Below are 23,753 nucleotides of genomic sequence, written 5' to 3'. Positions count from 1 at the left end.
GCCGGGCCGGTGGCCGAACCGCAGGTGGGGTGGTAGCGGCGCGGCGCGTGCGCGGTAGCCTTCACGCTGCACCCGTGCGCGCCTGCGCACCACCCTCCCTGACCGGACCGCATCTGGAGGAGCCACGGCGATGGCGGAACACACCAGCTCGAGCATCACGATCGAGGCGGCTCCGGCCGATGTCATGCAGGTGATCGCCGACTTCGCGCGCTACCCGGACTGGACGGGCGAGGTGAAGGAGGCGGAGGTCCTCTCGACGGACGAGCAGGGCCGCGCGGAACAGGTCCGCCTCGTCATGGACGCCGGCGCCATCAAGGACGACCAGACCCTGGCGTACACCTGGACGGGCGACGGCGAGGTCGCGTGGACCCTGGTCAAGTCGCAGATGCTGCGCTCCCTGGACGGCTCCTACCTGCTGAAGCCGGCCGGCTCGGGCGGCACGGAGGTGACGTACCGGCTGACGGTCGACGTCAAGATCCCGATGCTCGGCATGATCAAGCGCAAGGCGGAGAAGGTCATCATCGACCGGGCGCTGGCGGGGCTGAAGAAGAGGGTGGAGTCCGGGTCCGTCGCGTAGCCGGCCGGCCCGCCGAAGCGTTTCGCCCCGGCCTGTCGAGGCCCCGGCCGCCCGGCGTCATGGGCGGCCCGGCGTCATGGGCGGCCCGGCGGGGAACGCCCGGGTAGCGTTCACCGTCATGCGCACCATCCTGATCACCGGCCCCGGCGGCTGCGGCCGCACCACCGTCGCCGCGGCCACCGCGCTGGACGCCGCCCGCCGGGGCACCCGCACCCTGCTGCTCAGCGCCGACCGCACCGACACCCCCGGTGCCCTGCTCGGCGCCACCACCGGCGCCCGTCCCGCCGAGGCCGCCCCCCGCCTCACGGTCTGGCGGCCGGACGCCGCCGCCCGTTTCCGGGACGACCTCGTCGCCTTCCAGGACCGCGCCGCCGGCGCACTCGACCTCCTCGGCGCGGCCCGGCTGGACGCCGAGGAGGTCACCCCGCTGCCCGGTGCCGAGGAACTCGCCGTGCTGCGCGCCCTGCGCGACGCCGCGCTCTCGGAGGCGTACGACCTCCTCGTCGTCGACCTGCCCCCGGTGCCGCAGGCGCTGGTTCTGCTCGCCCTCCCCGAGGAACTCCGCCGCTATCTGCGCCGGCTGCTCCCGCCGGAGCGGCAGGCCGCCCGAGCCCTGCGCCCCGTGCTCGGCCGGCTCGCGGGCGTCCCGATGCCCGCCGAGTGGCTCTACGAGACCGCCGCCCGCTGGGACCTCGAACTGGCCGCCGTCGAGGCCGTCCTCGCCGACCGCGCCACGAGCGTGTGGCTGGTCGCCGAGCCGGGCCCGGCCGGCGCCGACGCCGTCCGCACCGCCGCCATCGGCCTGGCCCTGCGCGCCCTGCGCCCCGAGGCCGTGATCGCCAACCGCGTCCTGCCCGACACCGCCCACGACGCCTGGATCGCGGGTCTCGCCGCCCAGCAGCGCAAGACCGTGGAGGAGTGGCAGGGCACGTACGGGGCGCACGCCGTGCACGGCGTGCCGCACCTCGGCAGGGACCCGCGCGGGGCCGACGACCTCGCCCCGCTCGCCGGCCCCGCCGTCAACCAGGCGCCGCCCCCGGTCGAGTGGCCCGTGACGGACCGGATCGCCGAGGACGGAGTGCTGGTGTGGGGTATCCCGCTGCCCGGCGCCATACGCGACGAACTCGACCTCGTCCGGCGCGGCGACGAGATCGTGGTGACCGTGGGACCCTTCCGCCGGATCGTCCCGCTCCCGTCCGCCCTGCGCCGCTGCACCGTGGCGGGCGCGGCCCTGCGCGAGGGCGAGCTGCGCATCCGCTTCGCGCCCGACCCGCAACTGTGGCCGCACCAGGTGTGACCCGGCGCGCCCGGGGGCGCGGCGACCAGCCCCGCACACGGTGAACCGCGTACCCCCGTTCGGGTAACGTCGGAGGTACGAACCGCAGTCAGGAGTCCGCCATGAGCGAAGAGCGCCCCACGTCCGACGCCGCTCAGGAGGAGGCCGCTCGGGAGGAGGCCGCTCGGGAGGCCGCCGAGGCGGTGACCGACGCCGACGCATGGGCCAAGGCATGCGCCGAGGACCTCGCCGCGGAGAAGGCCCGCCGCCGTGCCCGGTACGGGCCGCCGCCCGGCTCGGCCGCCGAGGAGCTGCGCCGACTGGTCGACGCCGTCGCCGACAAGCTGTCCGGCCTGCAGACCCCGTTGCTGGGCGCCGCGACATCGGGCTCCGCCCAGCAGATGGTCCAGCAGGTGGTGCGGCAGGCCAAGGCCGCGGTGGAGCCGGTGATCGAGCGCAACCCGGACGTCTTCGACCACCTCGCCGCGGCCGGCTCGGAGCTGCTCGCGGCCTACCGCTCCGCCGTCGAGGCCCAGGAACGGCGCTGGACCGCCCGCGACGCCCGCGACGCCCGCGACACCCGCGACGCCCGCGACGCCGGTCCGCGACGGGACGACGGGGAGCAGGGTCCGGGAGAGCGCATCGACCTCGACTAGAGGTGACCGGGGGCGGTCTCGGGGACCGGCAGCACTCCGACACCCCCCGGTCACCTCGGGTACGGTTGGCCGTAGCGGGGCTCGACCGAAACTGAGGGATTCATGGGACTCACCATCGGCGTCGACATCGGTGGCACGAAGATCGCGGCCGGTGTGGTCGACGAGGAAGGCAACATCCTCTCCACCCACAAAGTGCCGACTCCGGGCACGCCCGAGGCCATCGTGGACGCCATCGCCGCTGCCGTCGAGGGCGCCCGCGCCGGGCACGAGATCGTCGGCGTGGGGATCGGTGCCGCCGGGTACGTCAACCGCCAGCGCTCCACGGTCTACTTCGCGCCGAACATCGACTGGCGCCAGGAGCCGCTGAAGGAGAAGGTCGAGGCCCGCGTCGGCCTCCCGGTGGTCGTCGAGAACGACGCGAACGCGGCCGCGTGGGGCGAGTACAAGTTCGGCGCGGGCAAGGGTCATCGCAACGTCATCTGCATCACGCTCGGCACCGGCCTCGGCGGCGGGATCATCATCGGCAACAAGCTGCGCCGCGGGCACTTCGGGGTGGCCGCCGAGTTCGGCCACATCCGGATGGTGCCGGACGGCCTGTTGTGCGGCTGCGGCTCGCAGGGCTGCTGGGAGCAGTACGCCTCCGGCCGTGCCCTCGTGCGCTACGCGAAGCAGCGCGCCAACGCCACCCCCGAGAACGCGGAGGTGCTGCTGTCGCTCGGGGACGGCACCCCCGAGGGCATCGAGGGCAAGCACATCTCCATGGCCGCCCGGCAGGGAGACCCGGTGGCCGTGGACTCCTACCGTGAGCTGGCCCGCTGGGCGGGGGCGGGTCTCGCCGACCTGGCCTCGCTCTTCGACCCCTCCGCCTTCATCGTCGGCGGCGGCCTCTCGGACGAGGGCGAACTGGTCCTCGACCCGATCCGCAAGTCGTACAAGCGCTGGCTGGTCGGCGGCAACTGGCGCCCGGTCGCCGAGGTCATCGTCGCCCAACTGGGCAACAAGGCGGGACTGGTGGGCGCGGCCGACCTGGCCCGGGAGCCCGACCCGATCATGTGACGTCCGTCCGCGCGCGGCAGCGCCCGCCGAGCCCCGTCAGGGGCCGGCGGGCGCCCCCGTACCGGCCGCCGCGGCGTATTCTCGATCGCCATGGCGACGACCATCACGCTGCCCAATTCCCGTACCGAAGCCGACGGTTCGGCCATCGTCCGGGTGCTCGGCTACAACATCCGCTCGATGCGCGACGACACCGGTGCGCTCGCCCGTGTGATCGGCGCCTGCGCCCCCGATCTCGTGCTCGTCCAGGAGGCACCCCGCTTCTTCCGCTGGCGCAAGAAGCTCGCCCGGCTCGCGGCGGCCTCGGGCCTGGTGATCCTCTCGGGCGGCGCCACGGCCGCCGGACCCGCCCTGCTGTGCTCGCTGCGCGCCACGGTCGAACGCACGGAGGACGTGCTGCTCCCGCTCACCCCGGGCCTGCACCGGCGCGGCTTCGCGACGGCCGTCGTACGGTTCGGCGGCGCCCGGCTCGGCGTCCTCAGCTGCCACCTGAGCCTGCGGCCGGACGAGCGCTACGAGCAGGGGGGCATGCTCCTCGACCGGCTCGCGGCGATGGGTGTCCGGCACGCGGTCGCGGGCGGCGACCTGAACGAACGCCCGGGCGGCCCTGCCTTCGAGCGCCTGGCCGCCCGCCTCCAGGACGGCTGGGCCACCGCGCCCTGGGGCGGCGAGCACACCTGGACGCCCGCCGACCCGCACCAGCGCATCGACGCGATCTTCGCCACGCGGGGCGTGGAGGTCCTCGGCTGCGGTGTCCCGCTCGGCCACCCGGGGGTGACCCGGGCCGACCTGACGGCGGCCACCGACCACCTGCCGGTACTGGCCGCCCTCAGGGTTCCCGCGTCGTAGCGGCTCCCGTGCCGCAGCGGTTCCCGTGCCGCAGCGGCCCCGCGCCGTCCCGACGGCTCCCGCGGCGTGGCGCGGGTCAGACCACCGCGCCCCGCCCCGGATCGCCGTCGTCCTCGTCCGTCTTCATGCGCACCACCAGCGTCACGAAGCCGCCGAGGAAACCGCCGACGCCGAGCGTGGCGAGCCACCAGGTCATCTCCCAGCCGAGGAGCACGGCCAGCAGGAGCAGGACGGGGCCGCCGATCACCGCGAGCCAGGCGAACTTCGCCGTGGCGTCGGCGGCGGGCAGCGGCGGTGGCTCCGGTGGCACGAAGTGGCCCTCGTCGTCCTCGTCGAAGTCGTCGTCGGACGGCTCCCGCGCCGTGTAGTCCCGCGGACCGACGCCGGGCGCGAAGGAGACCGAGCTGCCCAGCGGTTTCGCGGGCTTGTCCCCGGCACCGCCGCCCTCGACGCCGCCGTCGTCCTCCCCCTCGGGCTCCGGCTCCGGGAGCGCCAGGTCCTCGACCGACCTGAAGGGCCTGCTGCCGGGCGGGTCCGGCGGCTCCTCGCCGTACCCGGCGACGATCGCCGCCCAGGCGGCGTCCTCGTCGAAGGGCACGCCCTTCTCGTCCGGCTCGCGGCCCTCGCGGTCGGAGTCGTGCTCAGCCACCTGCGGCCGTCCCTTCCTTGCCGACACTCGGCGCGAGCCGGCCGATGAACGCGAGGCTCTCCTCGAAGATCCGGTCCGCGTCATGGTCCAACGTCGCCACGTGGTAGCTCTGTTCCAGCAGGATCTCCCGGACGTCCGCCGACGACACCCGGCTGAGGACCCGGGCCGAGTCGGCCGGGGGCACCACGTGGTCCTGCGGGCTGTGCAGGAGCAGCAGCGGCTGGGTGACCTGCGGGAGCTCGCCGTCGACCAGGCGGAAGAAGGTGCGCAGGGAGTACGCGGCGTGCAGCGGCACCCGGTCGTACCCGAGCTCCGTGCCGCCCTGCTTCGCGATGTCGCTGGTGATCCCCTTCGTCGAGGGCACCAGGTGGCGGACCAGCGGAAGGGCGTACGCGGCCAGGCCGTGCACCTTGTTGGCCGGGTTGACGACCACGACGCCGCTGACCGCGTCCCCGTGCCGGGCGGCGAGCCGCAGCGCCAGGGCACCGCCCATGGACAGACCGGCGACGAACACCTGCGCACAGCTGTCGCGCAGCGTGCGCAGTTCGCGGTCCACCTCCGCGTACCAGTCCTGCCAGCCGGTGAGCTGCATGTCCTCCCAGCGCGTACCGTGCCCGGGCAGCAGCGGCAGCGAGACGGTGAGGCCGTGCTCGGCGAGATACTCCGCCCAGGGGCGCAGCGACTGGGGGGAGCCGGTGAAGCCGTGGCAGAGGAGGACGCCGACCTCCCCGCCGTCGTGGCGGTACGGCTCGGCTCCGGGGAGGACCGGCACGTTCGGTCTCCTGTTCGTGGAAGGGGGCTGGGCACGTCGATTGCAGGTACTTCACCGTACGCGACGGCACCGCCACCGACCAGGGCCGTCGGAGCCATTGGCGGTGGAGCGGGTTAAGGTCTGATCGACACACACAGGAGGCAGTCGGTTGTTGTACGGCGCGATGAAGGTATCCATCGGGGGGCCGCTGAAGCTCGCCTTCAGACCCTGGGTGGAGGGCATCGAGAACGTCCCGGCCGAGGGCCCCGCCATCCTGGCGAGCAATCACCTGTCGTTCTCGGACTCGTTCTTCCTGCCCGCGGTCCTCGACCGCAAGGTGACCTTCATCGCGAAGGCGGAGTACTTCACCACGCCCGGCGTGAAGGGCCGGCTCACCGCCGCCTTCTTCAAGGGGGTCGGGCAGCTGCCCGTCGACCGTTCCGGCGCCCGGGGCGCGGGCGAGGCCGCCGTCAGGAGCGGCATCGAAGTCCTGGAGCGCGGTGAGCTGTTCGGCATCTACCCGGAGGGCACCCGGTCGCCCGACGGCCGCCTCTACCGGGGCAAGCCCGGCGGCCTGGCCCGGGTGGCGCTCGCCACCGGCGCGCCGGTCATCCCGGTGGCCATGATCGACACGGAGAAGATCCAGCCGCCCGGGAAGATCGTCCCCAAGCTGATGCGCCCGGGCATCCGCATCGGCAAGCCGCTGGACTTCGGCCGCTACCGGGGCATGGAGCACGACCGTTTCGTGCTGCGGGCGGTGACCGACGAGGTCATGTACGAAATCATGAAGCTCTCCGGCCAGGAGTACGTCGACATGTACGCGACCGCCGCCAAACGGCAGATCGCGGAGGCGGCGAAGGCGGAGAAGCAGGCGCACAAGGACGCCGCACAGACGCAGAGGGACACGGAGAAGGCAACCGTGAGCGAGCGGCCGGCCTCCTAGGGGCGCGGCCGTCGGCTCTCGGGGGGCGGGGGGACATGGCCGGGCGCGAGCGGGTCATCAGAATGTCGGTCGAACAGCCGCTGTGGCGCGCGCTCATGGCGTACCGCGTGCTCACCATGGGGTACGCCGTCGCTCTCTTCGCGACGGCCTACGACAGGTTCGCCCGGCCCTGGCTGGCCGTCGCCTACTTCGTCGTGCTGTGCGGGTGGACGCTGGCCACGCTCCCCCGGGTGGCGAACGCGGCGAGCTGCACCCGGTGGTTCCTGGCCGTCGACCTCACCGTCGCGCTCACCGGCATCCTCCTCACCCCCCTCGCCGACACCCACGAGCGGGTCCTGTCGGGCGGTCCGACGCTGCCGTCGATATGGACCGCCGGGTCGGTCCTCGCGTACGCGGTCAAGGGCGGCTGGCGCTGGGCCGCGTTCGCCTCCACGACGGTCGCCGTCGCGAACCTGGCCGAGCGCGGCACCCCGGCCCGCGACACCGTCCACAACGTGATCCTGGTGTGGGTCGCCTCCATCGCGATCGGATACGTCGTCGAGGTCGCCCGCGCCTCCGAGCGCACCCTCGCCCGCGCCCTGGAGATCGAGGCAGCGACCCGGGAGCGGGAGCGGCTGGCCCGGGACATCCACGACGGCGTCCTCCAGGTGCTCGCCATGGTGCAGCGGCGCGGCTCCGCGCTCGGCGGCGAGGCCGCGGAGCTGGGCCGGCTGGCGGGCGAGCAGGAGATCGCGCTGCGCACGCTGGTCTCCGGCGGGCTGGCGGCCCCCTCGCGCGTGTCGCGTGACGCGGCGCTCGGCGCGGTCGTCCGCGCGGTCGACGAGCCGGACGCCGGGGAGGACCCGGTCGACCTGCGCTCCCTGCTCGCTCCGTACGCCGGGGCCCGGGTGACGCTCTCCGAGCCCGGCTCCCCGGTGCCGCTGCCGTCGGCCGCCGCCCGCGAACTGGCCGCGGCCGTCGGTGCCGCGCTGGACAATGTGCGCAGGCACGCGGGGGAGACGGCCCGGGCCTGGATCCTGGTGGAGGACGAGCCGGACGGCATCGTCGTGACCGTACGGGACGACGGGCCCGGTATCCCGGAGGGACGCCTCGCCCAGGCCGAGGGCGAGGGGCGGCTCGGGGTGGCCCAGTCGATCCGCGGTCGGCTGCGCGACATCGGCGGCACCGCCGACCTGATCTCGGTCCCGGGCCAGGGCACGGAAGTGGAACTGAAGGTACCGAAGGACGTATCGGGCGGCCCGAGGGCCGCACGGGGGAAGGCGGAGCGGCGATGACGGCGGACACCTCCGGTGCGCGGCAGGACCCGATCAAGGTCATGGTGGTCGACGACCACCCCATGTGGCGCGACGCCGTCGCCCGGGACCTGGCCGAGTCGGGCTTCGACGTGGTCGCCACCGCGGGCGACGGCGAGCAGGCGGTGCGTCGCGCCCGGGCCGCCGCGCCCGACGTCCTGGTCCTGGACCTCAACCTGCCCGCGAAACCGGGCGTCCAGGTCTGCAAGGAACTCGTCGGCGCCGATCCGGCGCTGCGGGTCCTGGTGCTGTCGGCGAGCGGCGAGCACGCGGACGTGCTGGAGGCCGTGAAGTCGGGTGCGACGGGCTACCTGCTGAAGTCGGCGTCCACGGAGGAGCTGATCGACGCGGTGCGCCGCACCGCGGCCGGCGACCCGGTGTTCACTCCCGGCCTCGCGGGCCTGGTGCTGGGCGAGTACCGCCGGCTCGCCTCGGAACCGGTCCCCGCCGCGGACGCCGACGAGCCACGGGCGCCGCGGCTCACCGAGCGGGAGACCGAGGTGCTGCGGCTGGTCGCCAAGGGTCTGAGCTACAAGCAGATCGCGGAGCGCCTCGTCATCTCGCACCGCACCGTGCAGAACCACGTGCAGAACACCCTGGGCAAGCTCCAGCTGCACAACAGGGTGGAGCTGGTGCGGTACGCGATCGAGCGGGGGCTGGACGAGGGCTGAGGCACCGCGAGCCGGGCGCGCGCACGCGGACCACGCGCACTCACCGCGAGCCGGGCGGGCGTTCGGGAGTGAACGGCGAGCGTGTGCATCCCATGCCCACCTTCGAGTGAAGTCCGACTCGTCCCAAGTGATCAATTACCGGGCGATTCACCGGAATTGAGCATCCGCGCCATGCTGAAGTGACGTGGGTCACCATTAGCGTGACCCGCATCAGGCAACCGCGGCGAAAGGGACTTTCCATGCGGGTCGGAGTATTGACCGGAGGCGGCGACTGCCCCGGGCTCAACGCCGTCATCCGGGGCATCGTCCGCAAGGGCGCGCAGGAGTACGGCTATGACTTCGTCGGCTACCGGGACGGCTGGCGGGGACCTCTCGAAGGCGACACCGTCCGGCTCGACATCCCCGCCGTGCGCGGCATCCTGCCCCGCGGCGGCACGATCCTCGGCTCCTCGCGCACCAACCCCCTCAAGCAGGAGAACGGCATCCGCCGCATCAAGGACAACCTCGCCAAGGAGGAGGTCGACGCGCTCGTCGCGATCGGCGGCGAGGACACCCTCGGCGTCGCGGCGCGCCTGGCCGACGAGTACGGCGTGCGTGTCGTCGGCGTACCGAAGACCATCGACAACGACCTCTCCGCCACCGACTACACCTTCGGCTTCGACACCGCCGTCAACATCGCCACGGAGGCGATCGACCGCCTGCACACCACCGCGGAGTCGCACATGCGGGTCCTGGTGGTGGAGGTGATGGGCCGTCACGCGGGCTGGATCGCGATCCACTCGGGGCTGGCCGGCGGGGCGAACGTGATCCTCATCCCCGAGCAGCGCTTCGACGTGGAACAGGTGTGCGCGTGGGTGACGTCCCGGTTCAAGGCGTCGTACGCGCCGATCGTGGTCGTGGCCGAGGGGGCGATGCCGAGGGACGGCGACATGGTGCTCAAGGACGAGTCGCTGGACTCCTTCGGGCACGTCCGCCTCTCCGGCGTCGGCGAGTGGCTGGCGAAGGAGATCGAGCGGCGCACGGGCAAGGAGGCCCGCACGACCGTCCTCGGGCACGTCCAGCGCGGCGGCACGCCGAGCGCCTTCGACCGCTGGCTCGCCACCCGCTTCGGCCTGCACGCCATCGAGGCGGTCCGCGACGGCGACTTCGGCACGATGGTCGCACTGCGCGGCACGGACATCGTCCGCGTACCGATCGCGGAGGCCACGGCCAGGCTGAAGACGGTCGACCTGAAGCTGTACCAGGAGGTCGGCGTCTTCTTCGGCTGACGGCGTCCCCGCCGAGCCGCTGGCCTGCGGGGGGCACCGGCGCGCCCGCGGGACGGCGGCCGTCCGGCGCGGGTTCGGCCCCCGCCGCGCGCCCCGCCCCCGTATATTCGGCAGTGTCAGGCGGTTTCGGCCCGACCCCGGAGGGTCTCGTGGAGATTGTGGCGTTCGGCGTGCAGGCCGACGAGAAGCCCCTGCTCGAGAAGGCGTTCGCGGGCCACCACGACATCCGCTGCCTCGATGTCTTCCTCAACGAGGACACCGCCCCCATCGCGGTGGGCCACGACATCGTCTGCACCAGTGTCAACTGCGAACTGGGCGAGAACGTCCTGCGGACCCTGGGAGCCGGCGGCACCCGGATGATCGCCCAGCGCTCCACCGGCTTCAACAACATCGACCTCACGGCCGCCGAAGAGCTCGGCATGACGATCGCCCGGGTCTCGTACTACTCGCCGTACTCCGTGGCCGAGTTCGCCTGGGCCCTGGGCATGGCCGTCAACCGCCGCATCGTCCGCGCCTGCAACCGCACCCGCGACTTCGACTTCCGTCTCGACGGCCTGATGGGCCGCGACATGCACGGCCGCACCGCCGGCGTCCTCGGCACCGGCAAGATCGGCGAGGCGTTCGCCCGGATCGCCCACGGCTTCGGCATGGAACTCCTCGGCTGGGACGTCGCCGAGAACCCGGCCTGCGTCGACCTCGGGATGACGTACGTCGCCAAGGAGCGACTGCTCGCCGAGTCCGACCTGGTCAGCCTGCACGTCCCGCTGATGCCCGCGACGCAGCACCTGATCGACGCGGTCGCCCTGAAGACCATGAAGGACGACGCGATCCTGGTGAACTCCAGCCGCGGCGGCCTCATCGACACCATGGCCCTCGTCGCCGAACTGCGCGAGGGCCGCTTCACCGGCGTCGGCCTGGACGTGTACGAGGCGGAGGCGGGCCTGTTCTTCCTGGACAAGTCCCTGGAGGCGATCGAGGACGACACCCTGGCCCGCCTTGTCACCTTCCCGAACGTCCTGGTCACCTCCCACCAGGCGTACTACACCGTGGACGCCGTGACGCAGATCATCGACGCCACGGTGCGCAACGTCCTCGACTACAAGGCCGGCCGAGGCTCCGAGAACGTGCTCGTGCCCAGGGCGGCCGGCTGAACCAGCAGCTCCCGCACGATCGCGGCACCGCCCACCGACAGCACCGACTCCGGGTGGAACTGGACGCCCGCGACCGCGTTCATGGGCGCTCCCGCGGCACGACGCGGCCCGCGCAGCGCGTGCACCTCGCCGTCGGCGCCGCGGCTGACCTCGACGCCGTGCGCGGCCAGCTCGGCCGCTGTCTCGTCGTCGCAGTGCGCCACGAAGCTGTTGTAGAAGCCGACGGTCTCCCGCCGCCCGAACAGGTCGATCTCCAGCTGCGCGCCCTGGTGGGGGACCTCCTTGCGCACGATCTCCAGTCCCAGCTCGGCCGCGATCAGCTCGTGCCCGAGGCAGACGCCCAGCACGCCGTGCCGGTGCCCTCGGATCAACTCGGCGGTCAGGTCCCGCAGGAACCGCATCTTGGGGTCGTCCAGGTCGGACGGGTCGCCGGGGCCGGGACCGAGCACGACCGGCCCCTCGTGCGCGAGCACCGCCTCCCGCAGCCCGGGCCCGTCGTACCGCCGCACGGTCACCTCCAGGCCCGAGGACCGCAGGACGTGCGCGAGCATCGCCGTGAACGTGTCCTCGCCGTCGACGACGAAGGCATGCCCGGTCAGATCACGGCCACGCTCCTGCATCCGCAGCCAGAACGGCGCCAGCGAGGCCCGCCGCCCGGCGAGCGCGGCCTGCACCCGCGGGTCGTCCGCCAGCCGCGGCCGTACCCCCTCCTCGCGCGGCCGGCCGGGACGCACCCCGAGCGCCGCCAGCACCCCGGCCGCCTTGGCGTGCGTCTCCGCGACCTCGCCCGCCGGGTCCGAGCCCCGCACCAGCGTGGCGCCCACCGGCACCCGCAGTCGCCCCCGCGCGTCGATGTCCGCGGTCCGGATCAGGATGGGGGAGTCGAGGGTCTGGGCCCCCGCGCGCCGGCCGAGCAGCGCCAGCGCTCCCGCGTAGTAGCCGCGGCCCCCGACCTCGTGCCGTTCGATCACCCGGCAGGCGTTCTGCACGGGCGAGCCGGTGACGGTCGCCGCGAACATGGTCTCCTTCAGCACCTCGCGCACATCGAGGGTGGAGCGCCCGCGCAGCTCGTACTCCGTGTGCGCGAGGTGGGCCATCTCCTTCAGCCGCGGCCCGACGACCACCCCGCCCATGTCGCCCACCGTGCACATCATCTTGAGCTCCTCGTCGACGACCATCGACAGCTCCTCGATCTCCTTGCCGTCGGCGAGGAAGGCGAGCAGGTCCTCGGGCGTCGGGCCGTCCGCGGGATAGCGGTACGTGCCGCTGATCGGGTTCATCACGACGGTCCCGCCCTCGGCCGGCCCCGCCGCGCACCCGCCGCCGCCACCCGACATCCGCACATGCACCTCGGGGCTGGCCCCCACCAGCGTCCGGTCGCCCGTGTGCACCACGAACGTCCAGTACGCACCGCGCTCACCGACCAGCAGCCGGCGGAACAGCGCGAGGGCGTCGGCCCGGCCGAACCCCGGGATGCGCCCCTGGTACGTCCGCCTGATCACGAAGTTCGCGCCCTCCCCCCGGCCGATCTCCTCGCGCAGCACCCGGGCGACGATCCGGGCGTACTCCTCGTCCCCCACGTCGAAGCCGCCGTCCCGGACGTGCACGTCGTGCCGGGGCAGCTGGGACAGGGCCTGCTCCACCGTGAGCTCGTACGACGTCTCGGGCCGCAGCGCCAGCAGCGGCGTGCCGTCGTCACGGACGTCGAAGCCGCGCTCGCGGATCTGCCGGAAGGGGACGAGGGCCAGCGCCTCGTCGGGCAGGTCGGCCAGGCGCTCGTAGGCGGCGACGGGGCCGATCAGCACCTCGACGGTCCGGTGGTCGCGCCCGGGCGTGCGGCGGCGCAGCAGGGCGAACGGGCGGGAGTCGTCCAGCAGGTCGAGCAGGGTCATGGGGCGTGTTCCTTTTCTGCGGATCGTCTGCGGATCGTGAGAGGAACGGCCCGGTCGCGGGAACGCCGAAGGCCGCCCCTCGGGCGGCCTTCGCGAAGTCTGGGTACGCGCAGTCAGCGGGCCGCCGGGGGAGCGGTCCACCACCAGTTCTGGTTCTGGGTCGAGTGCGCGAACATGCCCCGCACCCTACACGAGCGCCGCAGCCACCCGGGACGGGCCGTCTCATCTGGCGAGCGCGGCGAAAAGCAGGGGGCAGGACCCCGTAATGTGGACAAGGTGACCGTGAACGCTAAGTCCAGCGCGAGCGCTGGCAACACCTGGCGAGACCTGCCCGCGGCGCAGCAGCCCGAGTACCCCGACCCCGAGGCTCTGCGCGAAGTGATCGCGGAGCTCGAGTCGTATCCGCCACTCGTCTTCGCGGGTGAGTGCGACCAGCTGCGCGCCCGGATGGGAGCCGTCGCCAGGGGCGAGGCGTTCCTGCTTCAGGGGGGCGACTGCGCGGAGGCCTTCGACGCGGTGTCCGCCGACCAGATCCGCAACAAGCTGAAGACGCTGCTCCAGATGGGTGCCGTGCTCACGTACGCGGCCTCGGTGCCCGTCGTGAAGGTCGGCCGGATCGCCGGCCAGTACTCCAAGCCGCGCTCCAAGCCGATGGAGATCCGCGACGGCGTGACCCTGCCGAGCTACCGGGGCGACTCCGTCAACGGCTTCGAGTTCACCGAGGCGGCCCGCATCCCGAACCCCGAGCGGCTGAAGCGGATGTACCACGCGTCCGCATCGACGCTCAACCTGGTGCGTGCCTTCACCACCGGCGGCTACGCCGACCTGCGCCAGGTGCATGCCTGGAACCAGGACTTCGTGAAGTCGTCGCCGTCCGGACAGCGCTACGAGCAGCTGGCGCGGGAGATCGACAACGCGCTGAACTTCATGCACGCCTGCGGGGCGGACCCGGAGGAGTTCAGGACCGTCGAGTTCTTCTCCTCGCACGAGGCGCTGCTGCTGGACTACGAGTCGGCGCTGACCCGGGTCGACTCGCGCACCGGGCAGCTGTACGACGTGTCCGCGCACATGGTGTGGATCGGCGAGCGCACCCGCCAGCTGGACGGGGCGCACATCGAGTTCGCCGCGAGGATCCGCAACCCGATCGGCATCAAGCTCGGCCCGACGACGACGGCCGAGGAGGCGCTGCAGTACATCGAGCGCCTCGACCCGGAGCGTGAGCCGGGCCGGCTGACCTTCATCGTCCGCATGGGCGCCGACAAGATCCGCGACCGGCTCCCCGAGCTGGTGGAGAAGGTCACGGCGTCGGGTGCGGTGGTGGCCTGGGTGACCGACCCGATGCACGGCAACACCTTCGAGGCGGCCTCCGGGCACAAGACCCGCCGCTTCGACGACGTGCTGGACGAGGTCAAGGGCTTCTTCGAGGTCCACAAGGGGCTGGGCACCCACCCGGGCGGTCTGCACATGGAGCTGACCGGTGACGACGTCACCGAGTGCGTGGGCGGCGGCGACGAGATCTTCGTCGACGACCTGCACCAGCGCTACGAGACGGCCTGCGACCCGCGACTGAACCGCAGCCAGTCCCTCGACCTGGCGTTCCTCGTCGCCGAGATGTACCGGGACCAGTAGCCCGCTTCGAGAGCACCGGCACCGGTGGGGCGCGGATCACATGCGATCCGCGCCCCACCGCGCTTCTCCGGCTTGCTCGCGCCAGGTAAGGTTAGGTTTGCCTCACCGACCAGCCGGGTCGGGTGGCGCGACCCGTCCGCTCCGGTGGGAAGGTGAGACTGCGTGTACGTCTGCCACTGCTTCGCCGTGACCGAGGCCCAGGTCGCGCAGCACGCGGAGGACGGCGCCCGCACCCCCCGGCAGATCGCGTCGGCCTGCAAGGCGGGTACCGACTGCGGTTCCTGCGTACGGCGGATCCAGGCGCTGCTGGGCAGGGACGCCGCCCCGCGCCCCGCACCGGCCGTCCGGGTCGGCCCGGTCCTGCCCCGCCCTTCCGGCTCGGACCGGGCCGCCGGGCCGGACGGCCTGGAGGAAGCGGCCTAGGCCAGGCCTGGGCCCTGTCGTTCGGATCAGGCCGGCTGTGGGTCCCGGCGCTTTCCGGCCGGCCCGAGCGGGGCCCCGCGACGCCGGGACGTTCCAGACGACAGGGCCTGGTCCCGGGGCGCCGGCTCAGGTCTGGCTCTCCGGCTGCTCGATGACCTGGGAGATGTACAGCGCCTCGCCGAGGTTCTCCAGCAGGTCCAGCTGGGTGTCGAGGTAGTCGATGTGGTGCTCCTCGTCCTCGAGGATCGACTCGAAGATGTTGGCGGACGTGATGTCGTCCTTCTCCCGCATCAGCCGGATCCCGCGCCTGAGCCGGTCGATCGCCTCGACCTCGATCTGCCGGTCGGCCTCGAACATCTCCTTGACGGTCTGGCCCACCCGCACATGGAAGAGCCGCTGGTAGTTGGGGAGCCCCTCCAGGAAGATGATGCGGTCGGTGAGCACCTCCGCGTGCTTCATCTCGTCGAAGGACTCCCGCCGCGTGTACGCCGCGAGCTTGTACCAGCCGAGGTTCTCCTGCATCTTCGCGTGCAGGAAGTACTGGTTGATCGCGGTCAGCTCGCCGGTGAGCTGCTCGTTGAGGAATTCGATGACCTCGGGGTCGCCCTGCATCGCGCGGGCTCCTTCCAGGCGGGGACTGGCGGGTTGCGCCGCATGATCGCACCGGCGCCCGGAGCCGTCCAGTAAGTTCACGCTTAGTAGATGATGTCCCGGTTTGTTCGGGGTGGGTCCTGCGCACCCTCCGCGGTCTGTCACGATGGAGGCATGGGTCATCCGGTGGAGCGAGAGTCTGGAGCAGCAGCACGTTCCGAGCTTCCGCCGGGACAGCGGCTTCAGCGGGGATGGCCGGTCACGCACTACGGTCCGGTCCCCAGGTTTCGTGCCGACCGCTGGGAGTTCGCGGTCTTCGGCGCCACCGCGGACGGTGAGAGGCACCGTTGGACCCACGAGGAGTTCACGGCGCTGCCGTACGCCAGCGTCATCGCCGATCTGCACTGCGTCACGAAGTTCAGCATGGTCGGCGCAGAATGGGGCGGCATCGCGGCGCGCACGGTCGTGGAGATCGCCCCGCCGGCGCCCGAGGTCACGCATGTCATGGTGTGGGCCGAGTACGGATTCAGCTCGAACCTGCGCCTTGCCGACTTCGCCTCGGACCGCACGATCTTCGCCACCCACAAGGACGGCGAGCTGCTCACCGCGGAACACGGCTTTCCGCTGCGCCTGATCGTTCCGCACCTCTACGCCTGGAAGGGGCCCAAGTGGGTGCGCGGCGTCGAGTACATGACCGCCGACCGCCGCGGCTTCTGGGAGGAGCGCGGGTACCACAACGTCGGCGACCCGTGGAAGGAGCAGCGCTACTCGTACCAGGAGGAGCCCGGGGACGGTCCCGAGCTCTGAGCCCCGCGATCGGTGGTGCTACCGGTGCACGAGAGGGAGGAGCGACTCGCCGGTCCCACGTCGGCCGTCCCTGAGCTCCTTCAGCCGCTTCACGTCCGCCGCATGCCCTTCCTTTCTGCCGGGCGTCTCGATGATCAGCGGTATGCCCTCGGTGGCCGGGTGGGTCATCAGCGCGCGGAACGGGGCCTCGCCGATGTGGCCGGAGCCGATGTTCGCGTGGCGGTCCCGGTGGGCGCCCACCACGTCCTGGGAGTCGTTCGCGTGGATCAGCCCGAGCCGCCCCTCGCCGACGGTGTCCACCAGCAGGTCCAGCGTCCGGTGCATCCCGTCCGGACCGGTCAGGTCGTGCCCGGCGGCGAAGACATGGCAGGTGTCGAGGCACACGCCGAGCTTGGGGTGCGCGTCCAGCGCCTCGAAGTAGGGCCCGAAGTCCCAGGTGCGCGAGCACAGCGAGGCACCCTGACCCGCGGTCGACTCCAGCAGCAGGCGGGGGTCGTCGTCGTGCGTCAGCTCGTCCAGCAGCGGCAGCACACGCTCGCGCACCTGTTCGAGCGCCACCGCCCGCGTCCGGCCGCCGGTGGCGCTGCCGGTGTGCACGACCACGCCCAGCGCCCCGATCGCCCGGCCCCGCCGCAGCGAGTGCCGCAGGGACTCCACCGACAGCTCGGCGGTCGCCTCGGTGTGCGAGCCGAAGTTGATCAGATACGGCGCGTGGACGTACACCGGGACGGACTCGGCGGCACACGCGGCGCGGAACGCCTCGTCCTGCCGCGGATTGCCGGCGGGCGTCGCCCAGCCGCGCGGATTGGCGACGAAGACCTGCACGGCCTCGGCCTCGATGTCGCGGGCGTAGGCGAGCCCGACGGAGTGGAGGCCGCCGGCCACCGGGACATGGCTGCCGACGGGGTTGCGCGGGACGCCGGACGCGCCGCGGGGGGTGCGGGACCGCTGGGTGCTCACCCCCCAAGGGTGGCACGCGGTCCCGGGCACCCCGCCGGCCGGTCCGCGGTGCCGCTCCCGTCAGCGGATCTCGATCGTGATCGTCGAGCCCTTCGGCGCCTTCTCGCCGCCCTTCACCGACTGGCTCTTCACCGTGTCGCCGAACAGGCCCAGCAGGCCCCGGTCCTCCTCGACCGCGAAGCCCGCGTCCTGCAGGGCCTTCTTCGCGTCGCCGACCTTGTCGCCGGTCACGTCCGGCACCTCGACCATCTCGCGGCCCTTGGAGACCGTCAGCGTCACCGTGTCGCCCTCGGCGGCCTGCTTGCCCGCGTCGGGCGACTGCAGGGCGACCTGCCCGGCGTCGAACTCCGACGTGATCTGCGTGTCGGCGATCTTCACCTTCAGGCCCGCGTCCCGCAGCTCCGCCGTGGCGTCGTCCACGGACGTGCCGGTGACGTCGGGCACCTCCACGGGGCTGCCCTTGCTGACCGTGAGCGCGATGGCCGAACCGCTGTGGCGCTCGGTCCCCGCGCCCGGGTCCGTGCCGATCACGAAGCCCCTGGGCACATCCTCGCTGAACGCCCGCGTGACCATGCCCGCGACCAGGCCGTCCCGCTTCAGCAGGGCCCGCGCCTTGTCCAGCCGGTAGCCCTTCAGATCGGGCACCTTCACGGTCTCGGGGCCGTCCGAGACGGTCAGCGTCACCCCGTCGTGGGAGCGGATCCGGGCGCCCGCCGCCGGGTCGCTGCCGATGACCGTGCCGCGCTTCACCGTGTCGCTGTAGGCGTGCTCGACCCGCTTGACGTCCAGTCCCGCCTGCGCCAGCCGCGCCCGCGCCTGCGCCTCGGTCTTCGCGAGCAGCGGCGGGACCTCGGTGAACTGGCCCGAGTTGATGTACCAGACGCCCGCCCCGACGCCGAACACCACCAGCACGGCCAGGACGATCGCGAGCAGCCCCCGCCGGGGACGTCCGGGGCGCGCCGGCGGCTCGGGCGGTGACGTCTCCAGCCGGCTGGTCCGGTGGAGCAGGGCGTCCCCGGGCTCGCCGACCGGGTCGACCGGCAGCAGACGCGGGATCACGCTCGTGCGGTCCTCGGCGCCGGCGTGGTCCGAGGCGACGGCCTGCGGCGGCACCGCGTCCAACTGCTCGGCGGTGAGCGCGCTGCGGGCCTGGAGCACCTGGCCGAGCAGGGCCACCGCGTCCTGCGGGCGCAGCCGCGGGTCGCGCGCGGTCGCCGAGGCGACCAGCTCGTCGAGCTCCCAGGCCAGCCCCGGCACCGCGGCCGACGGCGGTGGCACGTCCTCGTGCAGATGCCGGTAGAGCACCTGGGCGGGGGTGTCGCCCTGGTGCGGCTTGGCGCCGGTGAGCATCTCGTGGAGGACGACCCCGCACGCGTACACGTCGACCCGGGGGTCCGCCGTGCCGTGCTCCAACTGCTCCGGGGCGAGGTACGAGACCGTGCCGAGGACGGCGCCCGTCGTGCTCGTGACCGTGTCCACGGCCCGGACGAGACCGAAGTCGGCCACCTTCACCCGGCCGTCGTCCCCTATCAGGACGTTCTCCGGCTTCATGTCACGGTGCACGAACCCGGCACGGTGCGCGGCGCCCAGCGCGGCCAGCACCGGCTCCAGGATGTCCAGGGCGGCGCGCGGCTGCAGCGCCCCGCGCTCCCGCAGCACGTCACGCAGGGTGCACCCGGCGACGTACTCCATGGCGAGATAGACGTACGACCCGTCGGTGCCCTGGTCGAAGACCTGGACCACGTTCGGGTGGGCGAGGCGGGCCACGGACTTGGCCTCGCGTATGAAGCGCTCCACGAACGAGCCGTCGGCGGCCAGCGCCGGGTGCATCACCTTGAGCGCGAGGACACGGTCGAGGCGGGTGTCCAGGGCCCGGTAGACCGTGGCCATCCCGCCGACCGCGATCCGCGCGTCGACGCGATAACGGCCGTCGAGCACCCGCCCGACGAGAGGGTCCTGAAGGGTCGTATCCACGCAGGTGAGTGTACGAGGACCCACTGTCGGCCCCAGCCGTTCCGTCGAACCGGGGCACGACTGCAGCCGACCTGTGACGCACACCGTGCCGCGCGCACGTGCCCCGCGCCCCGTGTGTCCGCGCCCCCGCGCCCGCGCCCCGCGCGTCCGGCGGGCGCGCGGGAGGCGTGTGCGGGCCCGGCCGGTTCAGAAGGCGGGCCGCTCCGGGTCCAGACGGGCCATGCCCTCCGCCGGTGACGACGCCTGCGCGAAGTGGCGCCGTGGGATGCGGCCCGCCCGCCGCGCGAGCCGGCCCGCCTCCACCGCGTGCCGCACGGCTTCCGCCATCAGCACCGGCTCCTGCGCCCGGGTCACCGCCGAGGCGAGCATCACGCCGGCGCAGCCCAGCTCCATCGCCAGCGCCACGTCCGACGCCGTCCCCGCGCCCGCGTCCAGGATGACCGGCACGCGCGCGCGCTCGACGATCAGCTGGAAGTTGTGCGGGTTGCGGATGCCGAGCCCCGAGCCGATCGGCGAGCCCAGCGGCATGACCGCGGCGCAGCCCACGTCCTCCAGCCTGCGGGCGAGCACGGGGTCGTCGTTCGTGTACGGCAGCACCGTGAAGCCCTCGTCGACCAGGGTCTCGGCCGCGTCCAGCAGCTCCACCGGGTCGGGCAGCAGGGTCCGCTCGTCGGCGATGACCTCCAGCTTGACGAGGTCCGTGCCGAGCGCCTCGCGCGCGAGGCGGGCGGTGAGCACGGCCTCGCCCGCGGTGAAGCAGCCCGCCGTGTTCGGCAGCACCCTGATGCCCAGCCTGTCGAGCACGGACAGCACGGAACCGTGCACCGTGGCGTCCACGCGGCGCATCGCCACGGTCGTCAGCTCCGTGCCGGACGCCACCAGGGCCCGCTCCAGCACATCGAGGCTGGGCGCGCCCCCGGTCCCCATGATCAGCCGGGACGAGAAGGTCGTACCACCGAGGACGAAGGGATCGTCGGCCATGGGTCAGCCTCCTTGGACGGCGGTGAGGACCTCGACGCGGTCCCCCTCGCGGAGGGACGTCGACGACCACTGGCCGCGCGGGACGACGGTTTCGTTGACGGCGGCGGCCACGCCGGAGGGCGCCGCCGAGAGGGTCCGCACGACCGCGTCGAGCGCGGTGCCGGGAGCCACCTGCCGGGGCTCCCCGTTGACCGAGATGTTCATGCGGGCTGCTCCGTGAGCGCGGCGGCGAAGCGCCTGGGGGTGAAGGGGCGGGCCTCGTCCGGAAGGTCGCCGGTGGTCAGGACGTGCGCCATGACGTCGCCGGTGACCGGCGTGAGCAGGACGCCGTTGCGGTGGTGGCCGGTGGCGAGCAGCAGGCCCTCCAGGCCGCTGGGGCCGAGCATCGGCGCGTTGTCCGGAGAACCGGGGCGCAGCCCCGCCCGGGTCTCGGTGAGCGGCAGCTCGGTGATCCCCGGCATCAGCTCGTGCGCGTCCCGCAGCAGCTCGTACACCCCGCCCGCGGTGACCGTCGTGTCCCAGCCCAGTTCCTCGCTGGTCGCCCCGATGACCAGTTCGCCGTTCTCGCGCGGCACGAGGTACAGCGGGCCGCCGCGGACGACGGCCCGCACGGTGCGGCTCAGGAAGGGCGCGTACGGCTCCGGCACGGTCAGCCGCACCACCTGGCCCTTCACGGGTCGCACGGGCGGCACCACCTCGTCGGGGACGCCCGCGAGCCGTCCGCTGAGGCTGCCCGCGGCCAGGACGACCTGCCCCGCGGTGAGGTCGGTGCCGTCGGCGGTCGTGACCCCGGCGGCCCGCTCCCGTACCACCGAGAGCCGCTCCGCCCTCGTCCGGTGGAAGACCACCCCGGCGCGCTCGCAGGCCGTCACCAGGGCCGCGGCGAGCCGGCGCGGGTCGATCTGGTGGTCGCCGTCGACCCTGAGCCCTCCGCGCACGCCCGGCGCGAGCATGGGCTCCAGCCGACGGCACTCCCGCCCGCTCAGCCACTCCGACTCCAGGCCGGACTGCTGCTGCAGGGCGTGCAGTTCGCGCAGCTGGGCGCGGTCGTCGGCGTCGAGCGCGACGGCGAGCGTGCCGCAGCGCCGGTAGCCGAGGTCCAGGCCGGCGGCCTCGGTCAGCTCGGCGGCGAAGTCCGGGTAGCGGCGCGCGGACTCCAGATTGAGGCCGAGCAGCGTCTGCTCGCCGTAGTGCAGTTCGGTGACGGCGGCGAGCATCCCGGCGGCCACCTGGGCGGCTCCACCGCCCGGTCCGGGATCCACCACCGCCGTGCCGAACCCGCGCTGCGCCGCCCGCCAGGCGGTCACGAGCCCGATGATCCCGCCCCCGATGACGAGGACGTCCGACGTGGTCGACACGTCGTCCGATGTACGCGACATGGGCGTCCAGCCCCTCCCTTCGCCGGCATGACCCGGATCAGGTTCGTACGGTCGGAGGCCGTCCAGCCTCCCTCTCAGCCCGGTGCGTCCGGGCTCCCGCGAGTGCTTACGGTGCCACCCTAGCCCGTGCCGTACAGCGCGGTAAGGGAGCCTCCGCCCCGGTGGCCGCGGCGTGTGCGGAGGCTGTGGAACACATCACCCGGCACGCAGGCTGACTGACAAATCGTCAGGTGTCTATGGTGATCAGGTGAGCGAGCAGAGGCAGCAACAGGGTGGTGCGGTCCGGCACGTCGTCGTCGTGGGCGCGGGCATGGCCGGGGTGCAGACCGCGGTCGCCCTGCGGGAACAGGGCTTCACCGGCGACGTGAAGCTGATCGGCGCGGAGCCGCACCAACCCTACGACCGGCCGCCGCTGTCCAAGGCCGTCCTGCTCGGCAAGGCGGAGGGCTCCGCCTTCGACATCGACTTCGAGGCCCTCGGCATCGAGCTCCGGCTGGGCAGCGAGGTGCTCGGCGTACGCCCCGGCGACCACGAGCTGGACACCGCGCAGGGCCCCGTCCCGTACGACGTCCTGGTCATCGCGACCGGAGCGGAGCCGATCCGGCTGCCGGGCGCGGAGGGTGTCCCCGGGGTGCATCTGCTGCGCACCCTGGACGACGCCGAGCGGCTGCGGCCGGTCCTCGCGCGGCAGCACGACGTCGTCGTCGTGGGCGCGGGCTGGATCGGCGCCGAGTTCGCCACCGCCGCGCGCGAGGCGGGCTGCGCGGTGACCGTGGTGGAGGCGGCGGACCGGCCGCTCGCGGGGGTGCTGCCCGCCGAGGTGTCCGCCCCGATGACGGCCTGGTACGCCGACAGCGGGGCCGAGCTGCGCACGGGCGCGCGCGTGGAGCGCGTCGAGCCGGGGGCCGTGGTGCTCGACGACGGCTCCAGGGTGCCCGCGGACGCCGTGGTCGTGGGCATCGGGGCGCGTCCCGCCACCGCGTGGCTCGCCGGGTCGGGCATCACCCTGGGCGTGCACGGCGAGGTGCTGGCCGACCGGCACCTGCGCGCGTCGGCGCCGGACGTGTACGCGGTCGGCGACTGCGCGTCCTTCCCCTCGGGGCGGTACGAGGAGCGGCTCCTCGTGCACCACTGGGACAACGCCCTCCAGGGACCGCGCGCGGTCGCCGCGAACATCATCGGGCAGGCCCCGGTGGCCTACGACCCGGTGCCGTACTTCTGGTCGGAGCAGTTCGGCCGCTTCGTCCAGTACGTGGGCCACCACGCGTCCGCCGACACGCTGGTGTGGCGCGGGGACCCGGGGGGCGCCGCGTGGACGGTGTGCTGGCTGCGGTCCGGCCGCCTGGTGGGCCTCCTGGCGGTGGGCCGGCCCCGGGATCTCGCCCAGGGCCGCCGCCTGATCGAGTCGGGCGCGCGGATGGACCCGGACCTGCTGGCGGACCCGTCCCGCCCCTTGAAGGAGGCCACGGCGTAGGTCGCGGGGACGCGCCGTGTTCCTCCGCAGGAGGCAACCGGCCCCCGGCCGGAGGAGCCCCGCTTCCGACTGTCAGTCCGGGATGGCACGCTTGTCCCGTGACCGAGATTGACGCAAAGATCGATGCTCTCGTCCCCGCCTGGCTCACCGTCCCCGACATCGCCGATGCGCTCGGCGTCGAGGTGACCCGCGTCCGGCAGCTGGTCAAGGAGGGCCAGCTGATCGCCGTGCGCCGTGGTGAGAACCGCGCACTGCACGTCCCCGCCGCCTTCATCGACGGGGACAAGGTCGTCAAGGGCCTGTCCGGCACCCTGACGCTCCTGCGGGACGACGGTTTCACGGTCGAAGAGATGCTGGAGTGGCTCTTCACCCCCGACCCGACCCTGCCCGGCACCCCCGCGCAGGCGCTCAGCGAGAATCGCGGCACGGAGGTGAAGCGCCGCGCGCAGGCGCTCGCCGTCTGAGCAAAGAACGACCATCCGGCGTACGGGCCGCGGTCCAGGGCCA

General features: G+C 73.1%; 24 protein-coding genes and 1 riboswitch. Of the genes, 15 read left to right on the top strand and 9 right to left on the bottom strand.

From position 1 onward, the window contains the following. Window positions 1-130 precede the first annotated feature (130 nt). The 5 genes from ACFYMU_RS13380 (at window position 131) to ACFYMU_RS13360 (ending at window position 4,411) form a co-directional block, all read left to right on the top strand. Window positions 131-577 carry an SRPBCC family protein gene (locus ACFYMU_RS13380; protein WP_388372193.1) on the top strand — a complete coding sequence of 149 codons (447 nt, stop codon included), beginning with the start codon at window positions 131-133 and terminating at the stop codon, window positions 575-577. Window positions 578-695: 118 nt separating this feature from the next. Continuing rightward, entirely contained in the window at window positions 696-1,874 is a 1,179-nt protein-coding gene (locus ACFYMU_RS13375; protein ID WP_388372192.1) for an ArsA family ATPase, read from the top strand. 101 nt (window positions 1,875-1,975) lie between these two features. Beyond that, the gene (locus ACFYMU_RS13370) at window positions 1,976-2,509 is read left to right on the top strand and encodes a DUF5304 domain-containing protein (protein ID WP_388372191.1); all 534 of its coding nucleotides are present in this window, start codon (window positions 1,976-1,978) and stop codon (window positions 2,507-2,509) included. Window positions 2,510-2,611: 102 nt separating this feature from the next. After that, a complete protein-coding gene (locus ACFYMU_RS13365) occupies window positions 2,612-3,565 on the top strand; it encodes an ROK family glucokinase (RefSeq protein WP_388372189.1) in 954 nt (317 codons plus the stop codon). A gap of 90 nt (window positions 3,566-3,655) precedes the next feature. Continuing rightward, complete coding sequence (locus ACFYMU_RS13360; protein WP_388372187.1) at window positions 3,656-4,411, top strand: endonuclease/exonuclease/phosphatase family protein; 756 nt, start codon at window positions 3,656-3,658, stop codon at window positions 4,409-4,411. A gap of 76 nt (window positions 4,412-4,487) precedes the next feature. On the opposite strand, the gene ACFYMU_RS13355 is transcribed toward ACFYMU_RS13360, so the two are convergent. Both ACFYMU_RS13355 and ACFYMU_RS13350 read right to left on the bottom strand, forming a co-directional pair. Further along, on the bottom strand, window positions 4,488-5,060 hold the full coding sequence (locus tag ACFYMU_RS13355; RefSeq protein WP_388372185.1) for a hypothetical protein: 573 nt from the start codon (window positions 5,058-5,060) through the stop codon (window positions 4,488-4,490). After that, window positions 5,053-5,832, bottom strand: coding sequence for an alpha/beta hydrolase (locus tag ACFYMU_RS13350; RefSeq protein WP_388372183.1), 780 nt, complete (start codon window positions 5,830-5,832; stop codon window positions 5,053-5,055). The genes ACFYMU_RS13355 and ACFYMU_RS13350 overlap by 8 nt, the downstream gene beginning before the upstream one ends. Window positions 5,833-5,995: 163 nt before the next feature. Here ACFYMU_RS13350 and ACFYMU_RS13345 point away from each other — a divergent pair, with 163 nt between their 5' ends. The 5 genes from ACFYMU_RS13345 to ACFYMU_RS13325 all read left to right on the top strand — a co-directional run bounded on the left by ACFYMU_RS13345 (window position 5,996) and on the right by ACFYMU_RS13325 (window position 11,136). Further along, complete coding sequence (locus ACFYMU_RS13345; RefSeq protein WP_388372181.1) at window positions 5,996-6,754, top strand: lysophospholipid acyltransferase family protein; 759 nt, start codon at window positions 5,996-5,998, stop codon at window positions 6,752-6,754. 35 nt (window positions 6,755-6,789) lie between these two features. Beyond that, window positions 6,790-8,028, top strand: coding sequence for a MacS family sensor histidine kinase (gene macS, locus ACFYMU_RS13340; protein WP_388372179.1), 1,239 nt, complete (start codon window positions 6,790-6,792; stop codon window positions 8,026-8,028). Then, a complete protein-coding gene (locus tag ACFYMU_RS13335) occupies window positions 8,025-8,717 on the top strand; it encodes a response regulator (protein ID WP_388372177.1) in 693 nt (230 codons plus the stop codon). The genes macS and ACFYMU_RS13335 overlap by 4 nt, the downstream gene beginning before the upstream one ends. A gap of 239 nt (window positions 8,718-8,956) precedes the next feature. Further along, window positions 8,957-9,985, top strand: a complete 1,029-nt coding sequence (locus ACFYMU_RS13330; protein ID WP_388372175.1) for a 6-phosphofructokinase — start codon at window positions 8,957-8,959, stop codon at window positions 9,983-9,985. Window positions 9,986-10,134: 149 nt separating this feature from the next. Beyond that, entirely contained in the window at window positions 10,135-11,136 is a 1,002-nt protein-coding gene (locus ACFYMU_RS13325; protein WP_388372173.1) for a 2-hydroxyacid dehydrogenase, read from the top strand. On the opposite strand, the gene ACFYMU_RS13320 is transcribed toward ACFYMU_RS13325, so the two are convergent. Beyond that, window positions 11,082-13,028, bottom strand: coding sequence for an anthranilate synthase family protein (locus ACFYMU_RS13320; RefSeq protein WP_388372171.1), 1,947 nt, complete (start codon window positions 13,026-13,028; stop codon window positions 11,082-11,084). The two genes, ACFYMU_RS13325 and ACFYMU_RS13320, sit on opposite strands and share 55 nt — an antisense overlap. A 276-nt stretch (window positions 13,029-13,304) precedes the next feature. Between ACFYMU_RS13320 and ACFYMU_RS13315 the strand changes: the two genes are divergently transcribed. Further along, entirely contained in the window at window positions 13,305-14,657 is a 1,353-nt protein-coding gene (locus ACFYMU_RS13315) for a class II 3-deoxy-7-phosphoheptulonate synthase (RefSeq protein ID WP_388372169.1), read from the top strand. A 162-nt stretch (window positions 14,658-14,819) separates the two neighbouring features. Beyond that, window positions 14,820-15,080, top strand: a complete 261-nt coding sequence (locus ACFYMU_RS13310) for a bacterioferritin-associated ferredoxin (RefSeq protein ID WP_388372167.1) — start codon at window positions 14,820-14,822, stop codon at window positions 15,078-15,080. A 126-nt stretch (window positions 15,081-15,206) separates the two neighbouring features. Here ACFYMU_RS13310 and bfr read toward each other — a convergent pair whose 3' ends face one another. Continuing rightward, window positions 15,207-15,692 (bottom strand): bacterioferritin, encoded by a 486-nt coding sequence (gene bfr / locus ACFYMU_RS13305; RefSeq protein WP_388372165.1) that lies wholly within the window; start codon window positions 15,690-15,692, stop codon window positions 15,207-15,209. Between the two features lie 153 nt (window positions 15,693-15,845). On the opposite strand from bfr, the gene ACFYMU_RS13300 reads away from it, so the two are divergent. Continuing rightward, the gene (locus tag ACFYMU_RS13300; protein ID WP_388372163.1) at window positions 15,846-16,478 is read left to right on the top strand and encodes a sulfite oxidase-like oxidoreductase; all 633 of its coding nucleotides are present in this window, start codon (window positions 15,846-15,848) and stop codon (window positions 16,476-16,478) included. Window positions 16,479-16,496: 18 nt separating this feature from the next. Here the strand turns inward: ACFYMU_RS13300 and ACFYMU_RS13295 are convergent, their stop codons facing one another. The 5 genes from ACFYMU_RS13295 to thiO all read right to left on the bottom strand — a co-directional run bounded on the left by ACFYMU_RS13295 (window position 16,497) and on the right by thiO (window position 21,772). After that, window positions 16,497-17,438: a deoxyribonuclease IV gene (locus tag ACFYMU_RS13295; RefSeq protein ID WP_388372161.1), complete on the bottom strand. Its 942-nt coding sequence runs from the start codon at window positions 17,436-17,438 to the stop codon at window positions 16,497-16,499. A gap of 60 nt (window positions 17,439-17,498) precedes the next feature. After that, window positions 17,499-19,412, bottom strand: coding sequence for a Stk1 family PASTA domain-containing Ser/Thr kinase (gene pknB / locus ACFYMU_RS13290; RefSeq protein WP_388372159.1), 1,914 nt, complete (start codon window positions 19,410-19,412; stop codon window positions 17,499-17,501). Between the two features lie 186 nt (window positions 19,413-19,598). Beyond that, entirely contained in the window at window positions 19,599-20,393 is a 795-nt protein-coding gene (locus tag ACFYMU_RS13285) for a thiazole synthase (protein ID WP_388372157.1), read from the bottom strand. Between the two features lie 3 nt (window positions 20,394-20,396). Beyond that, window positions 20,397-20,597, bottom strand: a complete 201-nt coding sequence (gene thiS / locus ACFYMU_RS13280) for a sulfur carrier protein ThiS (protein ID WP_388372155.1) — start codon at window positions 20,595-20,597, stop codon at window positions 20,397-20,399. After that, window positions 20,594-21,772, bottom strand: a complete 1,179-nt coding sequence (gene thiO / locus ACFYMU_RS13275; protein ID WP_388372153.1) for a glycine oxidase ThiO — start codon at window positions 21,770-21,772, stop codon at window positions 20,594-20,596. The genes thiS and thiO overlap by 4 nt, the downstream gene beginning before the upstream one ends. After that, window positions 21,770-21,882: riboswitch (TPP riboswitch) on the bottom strand. It overlaps the preceding gene by 3 nt. 137 nt (window positions 21,883-22,019) lie before the next feature. On the opposite strand from thiO, the gene ACFYMU_RS13270 reads away from it, so the two are divergent. Continuing rightward, window positions 22,020-23,246: an NAD(P)/FAD-dependent oxidoreductase gene (locus tag ACFYMU_RS13270; protein ID WP_388372152.1), complete on the top strand. Its 1,227-nt coding sequence runs from the start codon at window positions 22,020-22,022 to the stop codon at window positions 23,244-23,246. 98 nt (window positions 23,247-23,344) lie between these two features. Then, a complete protein-coding gene (locus ACFYMU_RS13265; protein ID WP_388372150.1) occupies window positions 23,345-23,710 on the top strand; it encodes an Rv2175c family DNA-binding protein in 366 nt (121 codons plus the stop codon). The last annotated feature ends 43 nt before the right edge of the window (window positions 23,711-23,753 follow it).

The sequence above is a fragment of the Streptomyces sp. NPDC007264 genome (assembly GCF_042869095.1).
In the GTDB taxonomy this organism is placed as follows: domain Bacteria; phylum Actinomycetota; class Actinomycetes; order Streptomycetales; family Streptomycetaceae; genus Streptomyces.
Note: the sequence above shows the minus strand (reverse complement) of the source record. Positions and strands in the feature narration are given on the sequence as shown.

Coding starts and splice junctions, on each gene's coding strand:
- ACFYMU_RS13380 (WP_388372193.1), top strand. CDS start 131: ATGGCGGAACACACCAGCTCGAGCATCACGATCGAGGCGGCTCCGGCC.
- bfr (WP_388372165.1), bottom strand. CDS start 15,692: ATGCAGGGCGACCCCGAGGTCATCGAATTCCTCAACGAGCAGCTCACC.
- ACFYMU_RS13370 (WP_388372191.1), top strand. CDS start 1,976: ATGAGCGAAGAGCGCCCCACGTCCGACGCCGCTCAGGAGGAGGCCGCT.
- thiO (WP_388372153.1), bottom strand. CDS start 21,772: ATGTCGCGTACATCGGACGACGTGTCGACCACGTCGGACGTCCTCGTC.
- thiS (WP_388372155.1), bottom strand. CDS start 20,597: ATGAACATCTCGGTCAACGGGGAGCCCCGGCAGGTGGCTCCCGGCACC.
- ACFYMU_RS13330 (WP_388372175.1), top strand. CDS start 8,957: ATGCGGGTCGGAGTATTGACCGGAGGCGGCGACTGCCCCGGGCTCAAC.
- ACFYMU_RS13300 (WP_388372163.1), top strand. CDS start 15,846: ATGGGTCATCCGGTGGAGCGAGAGTCTGGAGCAGCAGCACGTTCCGAG.
- ACFYMU_RS13335 (WP_388372177.1), top strand. CDS start 8,025: ATGACGGCGGACACCTCCGGTGCGCGGCAGGACCCGATCAAGGTCATG.
- ACFYMU_RS13285 (WP_388372157.1), bottom strand. CDS start 20,393: ATGGCCGACGATCCCTTCGTCCTCGGTGGTACGACCTTCTCGTCCCGG.
- ACFYMU_RS13365 (WP_388372189.1), top strand. CDS start 2,612: ATGGGACTCACCATCGGCGTCGACATCGGTGGCACGAAGATCGCGGCC.
- ACFYMU_RS13320 (WP_388372171.1), bottom strand. CDS start 13,028: ATGACCCTGCTCGACCTGCTGGACGACTCCCGCCCGTTCGCCCTGCTG.
- ACFYMU_RS13375 (WP_388372192.1), top strand. CDS start 696: ATGCGCACCATCCTGATCACCGGCCCCGGCGGCTGCGGCCGCACCACC.
- ACFYMU_RS13360 (WP_388372187.1), top strand. CDS start 3,656: ATGGCGACGACCATCACGCTGCCCAATTCCCGTACCGAAGCCGACGGT.
- ACFYMU_RS13345 (WP_388372181.1), top strand. CDS start 5,996: ATGAAGGTATCCATCGGGGGGCCGCTGAAGCTCGCCTTCAGACCCTGG.
- macS (WP_388372179.1), top strand. CDS start 6,790: ATGGCCGGGCGCGAGCGGGTCATCAGAATGTCGGTCGAACAGCCGCTG.